General features: G+C 62.7%; 14 protein-coding genes and 1 pseudogene. 1 reads left to right on the forward strand and 14 read right to left on the reverse strand.

Annotated elements, in window-relative coordinates; genetic code table 11:
* Positions 1–268 precede the first annotated feature (268 nt).
* The 11 genes from AWC14_RS24735 to AWC14_RS24795 form a co-directional block, all read right to left on the reverse strand.
* Positions 269–472 (reverse strand): hypothetical protein, encoded by a 204-nt coding sequence (locus tag AWC14_RS24735; RefSeq protein WP_139807247.1) that lies wholly within the window; start codon positions 470–472, stop codon positions 269–271.
* Between the two features lie 34 nt (positions 473–506).
* Positions 507–2,018, reverse strand: a complete 1,512-nt coding sequence (locus AWC14_RS24740; RefSeq protein ID WP_031347622.1) for an IS1634 family transposase — start codon at positions 2,016–2,018, stop codon at positions 507–509.
* A gap of 108 nt (positions 2,019–2,126) precedes the next feature.
* Complete coding sequence (locus AWC14_RS28420; protein ID WP_142281832.1) at positions 2,127–2,321, reverse strand: hypothetical protein; 195 nt, start codon at positions 2,319–2,321, stop codon at positions 2,127–2,129.
* Positions 2,322–2,415: 94 nt separating this feature from the next.
* A complete protein-coding gene (locus AWC14_RS24750; RefSeq protein WP_308010093.1) occupies positions 2,416–2,844 on the reverse strand; it encodes a hypothetical protein in 429 nt (142 codons plus the stop codon).
* 36 nt (positions 2,845–2,880) lie between these two features.
* The gene (locus tag AWC14_RS24755) at positions 2,881–3,201 is read right to left on the reverse strand and encodes a hypothetical protein (RefSeq protein WP_085241486.1); all 321 of its coding nucleotides are present in this window, start codon (positions 3,199–3,201) and stop codon (positions 2,881–2,883) included.
* A gap of 200 nt (positions 3,202–3,401) precedes the next feature.
* Positions 3,402–3,749: a hypothetical protein gene (locus AWC14_RS24760; protein ID WP_083071614.1), complete on the reverse strand. Its 348-nt coding sequence runs from the start codon at positions 3,747–3,749 to the stop codon at positions 3,402–3,404.
* A gap of 25 nt (positions 3,750–3,774) precedes the next feature.
* Entirely contained in the window at positions 3,775–4,227 is a 453-nt protein-coding gene (locus tag AWC14_RS24765; protein WP_236723792.1) for an ASCH domain-containing protein, read from the reverse strand.
* 282 nt (positions 4,228–4,509) lie between these two features.
* Positions 4,510–4,881 carry a hypothetical protein gene (locus AWC14_RS24775; RefSeq protein ID WP_142281833.1) on the reverse strand — a complete coding sequence of 124 codons (372 nt, stop codon included), beginning with the start codon at positions 4,879–4,881 and terminating at the stop codon, positions 4,510–4,512.
* A 306-nt stretch (positions 4,882–5,187) separates the two neighbouring features.
* Complete coding sequence (locus AWC14_RS24785; protein WP_083071618.1) at positions 5,188–5,574, reverse strand: hypothetical protein; 387 nt, start codon at positions 5,572–5,574, stop codon at positions 5,188–5,190.
* Positions 5,567–5,923, reverse strand: a complete 357-nt coding sequence (locus AWC14_RS24790) for a hypothetical protein (RefSeq protein WP_139800153.1) — start codon at positions 5,921–5,923, stop codon at positions 5,567–5,569. Before AWC14_RS24790 ends, AWC14_RS24785 begins: the two co-directional genes overlap by 8 nt.
* Positions 5,923–6,159 (reverse strand): hypothetical protein, encoded by a 237-nt coding sequence (locus AWC14_RS24795; protein ID WP_084046947.1) that lies wholly within the window; start codon positions 6,157–6,159, stop codon positions 5,923–5,925. The genes AWC14_RS24790 and AWC14_RS24795 overlap by 1 nt, the downstream gene beginning before the upstream one ends.
* Positions 6,160–6,215: 56 nt before the next feature.
* On the opposite strand from AWC14_RS24795, the gene AWC14_RS24800 reads away from it, so the two are divergent.
* On the forward strand, positions 6,216–6,443 hold the full coding sequence (locus AWC14_RS24800) for a hypothetical protein (protein WP_083071620.1): 228 nt from the start codon (positions 6,216–6,218) through the stop codon (positions 6,441–6,443).
* A gap of 127 nt (positions 6,444–6,570) precedes the next feature.
* Here AWC14_RS24800 and AWC14_RS30110 read toward each other — a convergent pair whose 3' ends face one another.
* The 3 genes and pseudogenes from AWC14_RS30110 to AWC14_RS24815 all read right to left on the reverse strand — a co-directional run.
* Positions 6,571–6,855 carry a cyclic-phosphate processing receiver domain-containing protein gene (locus tag AWC14_RS30110; RefSeq protein ID WP_083071621.1) on the reverse strand — a complete coding sequence of 95 codons (285 nt, stop codon included), beginning with the start codon at positions 6,853–6,855 and terminating at the stop codon, positions 6,571–6,573.
* A gap of 280 nt (positions 6,856–7,135) precedes the next feature.
* Positions 7,136–7,504 (reverse strand): hypothetical protein, encoded by a 369-nt coding sequence (locus tag AWC14_RS24810; RefSeq protein WP_084046950.1) that lies wholly within the window; start codon positions 7,502–7,504, stop codon positions 7,136–7,138.
* 11 nt (positions 7,505–7,515) lie between these two features.
* Positions 7,516–8,799: pseudogene (locus AWC14_RS24815) on the reverse strand (RNA-guided endonuclease InsQ/TnpB family protein); the annotation flags it as partial.
* Between the last annotated feature and the right edge of the window lie 91 nt (positions 8,800–8,890).

An 8,890-nucleotide genomic window follows, 5' to 3' on the forward strand; every position in this document is an offset into this window, starting at 1 on the left:
GCCAGATTCATACGTCCGTTCCTACAGCACACCACCGACAGCTACCGACCACTCAACCCGCAACAGCTGGCAGCCCCTGGGGGTCGTGGGGGTGGGTGCTCCTGACCTTAACAACCGATGTGCTCAAGCCGCCGGAACCGGATTCCGACGACGCCGCCCCGTAGCGAGCTCGAAACCGACTTGTGACCGACTACCGCGCCCCGATCACAGCCACAGCGGATATTCCCGGGCCGGCCCGTCGGGCCAGCGAACAGCGTTCGGTGGAGCGTTACTGCGGCACGATCACGTCAGCAAGGATGCCGTCGTGGAGGTGCACGGTGACGCGGGTTCCCGCTGGAGCTTCAATCTCGACGTTGATGCCGTCGTGGACGCTGCTGTGGTGTGCGTACACGAACACTTTGTCGACGAGATCTGCTCGTCCTTCTGCGCTCGGAGCTACTGTTCCGACTTGGTCGTCGCCGGTGATGGGCATCTGGCCCCCTTCGTGGTACCCGACTTTTATCAGGCTAGTGCGCACGTAGGCTGTGGATGTTTGCGAGGATTTCGGCGAGGTCGGGTGGTGGCGGTTCAGCAGCGGTCAGGGTGTGCTTGCCGGCTTGGATAGTGACGGTACGGTAGCGGCGTGCGGTGCGAACGAATTTCTTAATGCTCCAACCGGTTTGGTGCTCGATCCAGTGCGATACCGCCATCGCGGCGAAGACAACGCTGAGGTGGGCTTCGATGGAGTCGCGGGTGCGGTGATAGATCGGGCGGGCTTGCAGGTCGTGCTTGGACATCCGGAACGCCTTTTCAATGCGCCACAACTGGTGATACGCCTCGATGACGAAAGTGGCCGGTTGGCTCACCAGGTTGGTGGTGTATCCCTTCCACCCGGCCAACGCCCGGGCCTTGGCCTCCAGTGTGCGATTCACGCTCTTGGTAGCCCCGGTGAGCTGGATGTAGCGGTTACGTTTGACCGGGGCATGCCCGTCAACAGCACGTTCGGCCTTGGCCACCTGCTCATCGATCCCCCGCAGCGTGCGCCGGGCCCGGTCATGGCGGTACTGGTAGTGGATGATCCGGTCCGGGATGCCGCGGGTTTTCTCGCCGCTGGTTGATGGCCAGGGCTGGGTGAGCACCAGGCCGTCGGGGATCGCCTCATCGGAGTGCTTGTCGCGCCACTCGCGCACCACATCAGGTAAAAACGGAATCCTCGCGCCGAGAATGTAGGACAGCCCTGCCGCGTGCAGGGCGACCTGGTTGGCTTCCGAGATCATCCCGGCATCAGCGACGACCGTGACGTCGGTGAGTTGGTGAGCGGCCTTGAACGCGTTGATCACCGGCAGCATGGTCGCGGTCTCTGCCTTATTGCCCTCAAAGGCCGCCACCGTCAACGGGAACCCGCCAGCATCGGTCAACAACCCCAGGGTGATCTGCGGGTCCAACCGTCTTTCCTTGGAGAATCCGGGCTCCCGGAACCCATCACCAGCATCGGTCTCGAAGTGCAGCGTCGACACGTCATAGAGCACCAGACTGGCCGGACCCAATTGCGCGTGGGCAGCGCATGCGGTCGAAAGCGCTTGCCGGAAAGCGGGTTTGGCGAACACCGGCAGACGGCGGTTCAGCGTCGGATACGACACCGGGACGACCCCAGTCTCCTCGACGACCCGAAGTGAATCGGCCTTGCTGGTCGGTTCGATGATCCGGGCCAACACCAACTGACGAAACGCCTCATCCCCATCGGCGACGTTGGCGAACCCGACCTTGTCATAAGCAGCGCACAATGCTTCCCACAGCAGCGCCGACTTCGAGGACGTGATCGGCAACGGCTCGGCCGCCGAACGTTCGGCCAAGCCAAGGTCGAGTTGCGCTTGGCCGGCGGCCAGTCGCTGCGCCGCGGCAGCCTTCAAAGCGGCCACCCCGGCCTCGTCATGCGCCGAACCCAGATGCTCGATCCGGCGTGACCCGCGCCGCGAGGACCACACGACCTGCACAGCCATCGCCCCCGAGGATGTCTTCACCGTGCGCACATAGGCCACGCAGGCACCCTACGGCCCACCGGCTAGTGCACAAATCCGCACCAGGCCACAACCGAAGACACAGGTCACAGCCCTACACAACCGCCGGATCGCCGACAGTGATAAAAGTCAGGTCACGTCAGCAAGGATGCCGTCGTGGAGGTGCACGGTGACGCGGGTTCCCGCTGGAGCTTCAATCTCGACGTTGATGCCGTCGTGGACGCTGCTGTGGTGTGCGTACACGAACACTTTGTCGACGAGATCTGCTCGTCCTTCTGCGCTCGGAGCTACTGTTCCGACTTGGTCGTCGCCGGTGATGGGCATCTGGCCCCCTTCGTGGTAGCGGACATACTCCTGCCGGAGCGGATCTTGCGAGTGTGATCGGTTGCGCCCGCCGAATATGGCAGCAACACGGCACCTATTGCAGACGTTCGGAGCGTGTGTTGTCCCAAGACCCGCCATCGGTGTAGTCGGTGGGGTCGAGGTCCCAATGCTGCCCGTTTGGGTCCAGCACGCTGTCGTGTCCGCAGTCAGGGCAGCGGAACGCGGTAATGCTGCCGACTAAATGTCGGCCGTGGCGAAAGCGCGCTTGGCCGACCGCCGGCGGCGCCGTCTTCGGATCGGTCCAGATTCGTCCGGCGCTGATTAAAGGCGCGCGTGTGCTGTCGCAGTGATCGCAGCGGTCGGGTTTGCGCGGTGGTGGACAAACGAATACTCCTGCTGTGTCTTCCCACTCGCCCCATTCCACGGGCAGGCCATCCCAACGCGGCGGCAGATCATGCTCCTGTGGCCATAAATCGAGGCCGACTTGCTCACCATCACCGGACACCGAAACCTCCTGCTGCACAACGCTATTGCGGAGACGCCATCGCGCAGCCTCTGTTTAGGCCAAACCGGCGGCCTGGACTCGCGAGCGGATCACACTTAGATCAATCTTGTTCTCCGTGAACCACGGCCAGTTGTTGCGGTCAACGGCCCTATCCGCATCATTGAGTCGCACTCCATAGCGACTAAGTGGAATCGCTTTACCACGATCTGGATGCTCGCCTTTGACGACGGCGAAGAGCTGTCCGGGTGGATTGCTCGTGTAGATGCTGGGGTCTTGACCTTCGGTGTACTCGTACCGGAACTCGAGTCGGTATGGCACCTCCGGGTCCGATGGGTCCACGAAAGAGTAGGCAAGCGCGTAATCGATGGTCAGCATGACTGGCTCCTCGTTTCTTTGGGGCTGACGGTTTCGCTATCCGTGGTTATGCCGGTTCTGTTCATGGCCCTGGACGCGGTCAGGGACCACACCACGTGGGGTCGGGATCTTTCGGTTCGGTTGGCAGCGCGCGCACAACATCGTTTCGGCGACATCCTCTCGGGCCATCATTTCAGCGTCTTTCGTCCGTCCCGCCGAATTCAGAACGGGTGAGGTGAGTCGATGATCCGCCACCAGCCGGGGTTGAGCGTTTCAGCTAGTCGGGCGAGGTCCTCGACGAACCGATCCGCTGTTGGACCGTCGACGTAGAAGGTGACGTAGTCGTTCCCGCCGCCGGAGCGCGTAAGGCGGGCGCCGTCACGGCCACGCCAGGCGGCGGTGGTCAGCTGCTCGAGCCGGCGGACGTCGTCCTCGGACTCGAGATCCCCGGTCACGACGGACAGATGACGCATGCCGGCGGCCAGGTCCTCAGCCTCAGCGACGAGTGCCGCGTGCTGTATCTCCGCTAGAAAAGCCTCGGCGGCCGTGATGCGTTCGTCGTCGCTCATGATTTTGAGGCCTCGGTTTCGTAGGTCAAGCAGATACCGCACATGCGGTGCAGATCCCGGTGTTGTCGTCGTAGGTGTGCAGCCATGCGCACGGGCCGTGCATCGTGTCGCACGCGGCGTAGTCGTCGCAGCCGCAGCCCCGGCAGACCCGCGGGTACGTCCACTCAATGCGAGTCACTTCCGTTTCCGGTGTGACACCGGAGTGCGTCGACGTGAAGAACTCCACGAACTCTGCCGGCGCCACCCCCGGAAAGCCCTCGGCCAGCACATCGTTCGGTGTGATTGCGTTGAGTTGTTCGCGACGCGTCGACACGATCTCGACGGTCACGATCCGCTCGAGGGCCTCGCCCGCGCGTCGGCCGCGAACCTTTGGGCACAAGGTGACCAAGTCGCCAGGCTTGAGCATCCTCCAGCCCACTCGACGGGTGACCGTCTTCTCCTGGCGTCGGACTTGGTCGGTGGTCAGCGCCACGCTCATTAATCTGGGCATTGGACTTCGCCTGTTAGGTCAGGTCGCAAACGGCATTGCCGAAATACCGCGAATGCGCTGCTCCGGCTCGCGCGTACAACTCCTGCTGTGCGCGTAGTTGCTGCTCGAAGCCTTGGATCAGTCGTGGCCAGTCGTTCGCTGAGTACGCGGCGTCCAGAATGTCTTCGCAATCAGGGCACGTGACATTCGCTCGGAAGGTGGTCAAGTCGCCATCTTGCTCACAGAGTGAGCCAGCAATGCCGCCGCCATCTGGCGCGTGTACGTAGATACTCACGGGATTTCCTCTCCTGGTTGACGATTCGCGCCGTCACTGGACATTTCGTCTGCCGGTGGATGATCGGCCACGTATGCGCTGGCGGAAAGGAGTGCCTGAGCGATCTCGCGGGCCTGGTTGCGGCCGGTGAAGAAGGTTGTGTCGGGGTAATAGTCGAAGTGTTCGGTCGGCTCGATTCCCACTGAGCCATCCATCGAGACGACGTTGATATCTTTCGACTCGTACCAGATGTGGCATGGCCATCCGTTGCGGTCCTCTACTCGGATCGGTGCCGTGCGGATGTAGGCAGTGGCGGCGTGTGCCGCCAATTCCTCGATTTGTCGGTGTAGTTCGCGGATCGGCTCTGCTGCGCTCGGCAGTTGGCTCACTGTGCCCATCGGGATGTCGGATCTCCTTGCGTCGTACCGATATTGGACCGTTTAGTTCATCGCAGCGGCTTGCCTGCCCACACAGCCTCTACAGCTGCTTGCGCGGTCCATCCTGCTCTCCACATCTTTTGGAAGCTGTGTATGGAATGGCCGTCGTGGGACAAGTCGCCCACTGCGCTGTGACCGAGCAGGTCTTCGACGTCGCTGATCCAGCGCTCCCAGTTCACGCTAGGGCCATCCATCACTCAGTAGTCCTCACCTGCGGCGGACTATCCAGGCGCCGATCGCGCGGATTGCGGGTACCCCTCACCTACTCGGCCGATCTGCCCAGCGTAGGGCTGCGCGACCTGCATCGGTGAGTTCGACGTTGGCTCTCCAGCCGTCGTCGGCGGGGGCGGAGTGTTCGGGGAGTTCTATGAGCGTTTCGGCGCCGGTAATGGTGCGGGAAACGCGCGTCTGAGCGGGGACGGTCTTGAGGGGGAGCAGGTCGGTGCGTTCGACAATCCAGCCCAACTCTGACAACCGCGAGTAGGTGGCGTGTTGCCCTCCGTAGACACTGTGGCCGTCGATCAGGAAGACCAGCGGTGCGACATGTCCTCTCCGCGCGATTTCCGGGTAGGCGTTGCCCCACTCGATGCGGCCTGCGGCGACGGCGGTTAGGGCTTCGATTTGGCGCAGGGTGGGTTTACGCATCGACGAAGGCGATCGTGTCGGTGGTTATCGTCAGGGGCTGGCCGCCATTGTCGATGACGAGCGTGTATTCGACACCTCGCCGGGACAGCCGCATCGGGTCGTGCTTGCCGCGCCAGTCCAGCACCTCGAGAACGTCGAACCAGTTCGTTGCCGTGTAGGCGCGCATGCGCAGGTACCCAAGGTCGTTGAGGTCGGTCGGCCAGCCGCTGCGCCCAGCGGGTGTAACCAGGATGCGGTGTTCTGCGCAGCACGCATCATCGGGCCTCAGTGGGCCGTGCTCGCATGGCTCGTTGTAGCTGGGGTGCCAGAACTCGACGGTTGTGCGGTGAGTCGACGCTTCGACCGTCATCACAGCACCTCCCCGTAGGTGTTGCCTTCCAGGGCGTTGGCGATGGCTCTTGCGATCACCGCCACCTGGTGGCAGGTGATCGTGCCGTTCTGGAGCTCGATGAGCTCGATGACGGCGTTTTTCGCGACGACCTTCGTGCCGTCGTCGAAGGCTTCAAGCCGGTGGACGGCGTCCTGCCATGCGTCGCCGGCGCTCAGGTAGTCGCCGGCTTTGAAAGGGGCAGTCGGGTTGTGCATACCGCGCACTTTACAGCATAATAGCTGTAAAGTCAATTGTGTTGTAAAGTCGAGGCGTGATCAAGCTGCTGTCGTTGCGCGGTTTCGCTAACCGCCGCGGCCTCGCGCACAGCACCGTACGCCGCTACCACGCCGAGGGCCGACTGCCACAACCCGACGGTGAATTGACCGACGGCGCAGACATCCACCACCTCGGCTGGCTACCCGAAACGGTCGACAACTGGCAGCGCCCAGGACAGGGGGCACGTACCGACCTCCGCAGCACTCCGCGCCACAAACCCTGACCTCCGACCGCGAAGCCCGCCCCGGCAGGCAACGTCAACTCCCGACAGAACACCCGGAACGATTGCCCAATACCATTGCGCCGCAGGCGAATATCGGACAATGCGCTCTCCGCGGTACATGACTTACTTACGACTCGTCGGGCTTGTAGCGGGCGACCATGCCCGCGAGCCATTCGCGACCTACTGGATTCGCCGTGTGGATGCCAACGTTTTCGGGCCATCTGTTGTGTTCGCACATCCACAACACAACCGGCCTTGTGGTGTCGTCGCCGCCAAGGTCATGGTCAAGCGAAATTTCCGTAATCTCGCCCAGCCCGGCCAACATCAGTGTGTCGATGGCGTTCTGGCTTGTTTTCGACCAGACCCAGGTGTCATCAGGTGGCGGCCGTAGATCATCTACCCAAAGCTTCATTCTCGTTTACTCGCAACCCGATTACCGCCCACAAGGGTCTACCGGACTACTCGGGACCTCGTCACGATTCCTGACACAGGCAGGCACCCGCCGCGCCGCCGCCTGTTGTGGGAGACGCTAGAGAGATCGGCCCCCGCCCCGGCCCTGGCCACTTCCTGACTCATGAGTTTCATTGGATTGAGGGCTGATTGGCGGCCAAGCTCCGGGAGCCTGCCGACGAACTCGCTTGCCCAATCGAGTTCGGTCCGTCGCTCATGTCTTTCGGAATCCGCTGTCACCGTCATCGACTTGCCCGGGGACTTACTTCAGGGCAGCTGTAGGAGCTGTCCGGTGTACTGGCTCGCAGGAACCACCGACTCGCCAACCAAGCAACAGCATCCGCCTTGTGCTCGTGCTTCGGTTCGAAAGACCGCTGGATCGCTTCAAGATGCCGCCCCGCAACCGCGGCGTCGACGCCCTCGACCGCTTCGAGCTGGCAGTCCGCTGGCAACGTACCGGCGAACCACATGCTCTGAAATCGCAACCATTCGTGCCGGTGCGGGTAGTCGGCTGGGATCACTTCCGATGGCGGCAGCAGCTCGCCCAGCCTTGCGGGGAAAGCCAGCAGCACATCGTCAACCTCCTGCGGCTGCGCGTAGGCATCGGTCATCGGTTAATCCTTCACATGCTCCGTACTCCGTCGTTGCTTGCGGGGCATGAGGTTTCGGTACAACTGGCGAATTGCTCGTCTAAGGCCGTTCGGCCCACTGGAAATTGGCGTACCATTGACGTCCTCCCTACGGCTGAAAGCCGGGGGATTCCAACCTGTTGGGTGGGTTGGAGCAGTAATTCCTCGCGGTTTCCTGCTGGTTCCTGCGTCGACGTCACCACCGCACCCAGAGGTGTGGTGGTTGCTCGGCAGGCGGTGACCGCAAGCCCTGCGGCCAGTATGTTTTTGGCGGCGTTCACATCGGCATGCACGGGTCCGTGTGGGCAGTTGGTGCACCGGAAAACCGCCTGGCTCTCACGATTTTTCGGGTCCACATGCCCACATGTCGAGCACCGTAACGAGGTGAATGCTCCCGGGACCTTGATCACCTGTGTCCCGCTGTAGCGGGCCACAGAGGTCAACGATTGTTCGAACCGATGCCACCCCTTTCCCAGGATGGCCTTGTTCAGGCCTGATTTGCCGGCGGCCCCGTTCGGAAGGTATTGGCCGGGGTTGTCGGGATCTTCGACGGGCTTGGCCCGCCGGGTCATGTTGCGGGTTTTGAGATCTTCGACCACTACCACCGCGTTGGTGTGCGCCAACCGGGCGGCCGTCTGGACGCAGAAGTCCTGCCGGCGGTGACGCTCACGAGCCCGCAGCGTCGCCAATTTCGACCGGGTCTTGGCACGGTTGGCCGAATCCTTGGCCGCGCGCGACAGCCTGCGCTGCAGAGCTACCGCGCGGCGATGTTCACCGTCAGTGACGAATGTCTGGTCGATCAGTTCACCGTCGCTGGTGGCCACCGCCACCACCACGCCACGGTCGACCCCCACCGCCGTGCCGGGTGCCCCGTGTTCTTCGCGTGTGCTCATGCCGTCCTCGACGAGGAACGACACGAACCAATGCTTGCCTTCCCTCGACAGGGTGGCCGAGCGGATAGCTTCTCCCTCCAGGCTGCGCGATGCCCGGAACTTCACCCACCCCAGCTTGGGCAGCTTCACCCTCGCGTGGCGCCGATTCAGTTTCTGCAGTTCCATCTTGTTGCCCTCGGGGAACCGGAACGACGGAGCCCACCGCCTCCCAGAGCGCCAATGGACCCGAAACGTGCCATGCTCGCGGCACGCTCGGTCCAGGTCCATCAACGTCTGCTGCAGACAATGCCCCGGAACGACTTTCAACCACGGTTGTTCGGTCTTGGCCTCGACCAGCTCGTGGGCCTGAGGCCGATAGTTCATCCACGCGCCGCGTCGGCGGTACTCGCGGCGCTGTTCTAAGAGTTGACCCGTATTGGGTCATGCAGCGCCAATCAGCTTGGGGGCTGGTTGTTTTCGGCTGGGCCCGCGACGT

Origin of the sequence: Mycobacterium kyorinense, assembly GCF_002101735.1 — a bacterium.
Lineage (GTDB): Bacteria > Actinomycetota > Actinomycetes > Mycobacteriales > Mycobacteriaceae > Mycobacterium > Mycobacterium kyorinense.

Bases quoted from the DNA above. Each gene is read 5' to 3' on its own strand.
- AWC14_RS24735 (WP_139807247.1), bottom strand. From the start codon at position 472: ATGCCCATCACCGGCGACGACCAAGTCGGAACAGTAGCTCCGAGCGCA.
- AWC14_RS28420 (WP_142281832.1), bottom strand. From the start codon at position 2,321: ATGCCCATCACCGGCGACGACCAAGTCGGAACAGTAGCTCCGAGCGCA.
- AWC14_RS24755 (WP_085241486.1), bottom strand. From the start codon at position 3,201: ATGCTGACCATCGATTACGCGCTTGCCTACTCTTTCGTGGACCCATCG.
- AWC14_RS24760 (WP_083071614.1), bottom strand. From the start codon at position 3,749: ATGAGCGACGACGAACGCATCACGGCCGCCGAGGCTTTTCTAGCGGAG.
- AWC14_RS24765 (WP_236723792.1), bottom strand. From the start codon at position 4,227: ATGAGCGTGGCGCTGACCACCGACCAAGTCCGACGCCAGGAGAAGACG.
- AWC14_RS24785 (WP_083071618.1), bottom strand. From the start codon at position 5,574: ATGCGTAAACCCACCCTGCGCCAAATCGAAGCCCTAACCGCCGTCGCC.
- AWC14_RS24790 (WP_139800153.1), bottom strand. From the start codon at position 5,923: ATGACGGTCGAAGCGTCGACTCACCGCACAACCGTCGAGTTCTGGCAC.
- AWC14_RS24795 (WP_084046947.1), bottom strand. From the start codon at position 6,159: ATGCACAACCCGACTGCCCCTTTCAAAGCCGGCGACTACCTGAGCGCC.
- AWC14_RS30110 (WP_083071621.1), bottom strand. From the start codon at position 6,855: ATGAAGCTTTGGGTAGATGATCTACGGCCGCCACCTGATGACACCTGG.
- AWC14_RS24810 (WP_084046950.1), bottom strand. From the start codon at position 7,504: ATGACCGATGCCTACGCGCAGCCGCAGGAGGTTGACGATGTGCTGCTG.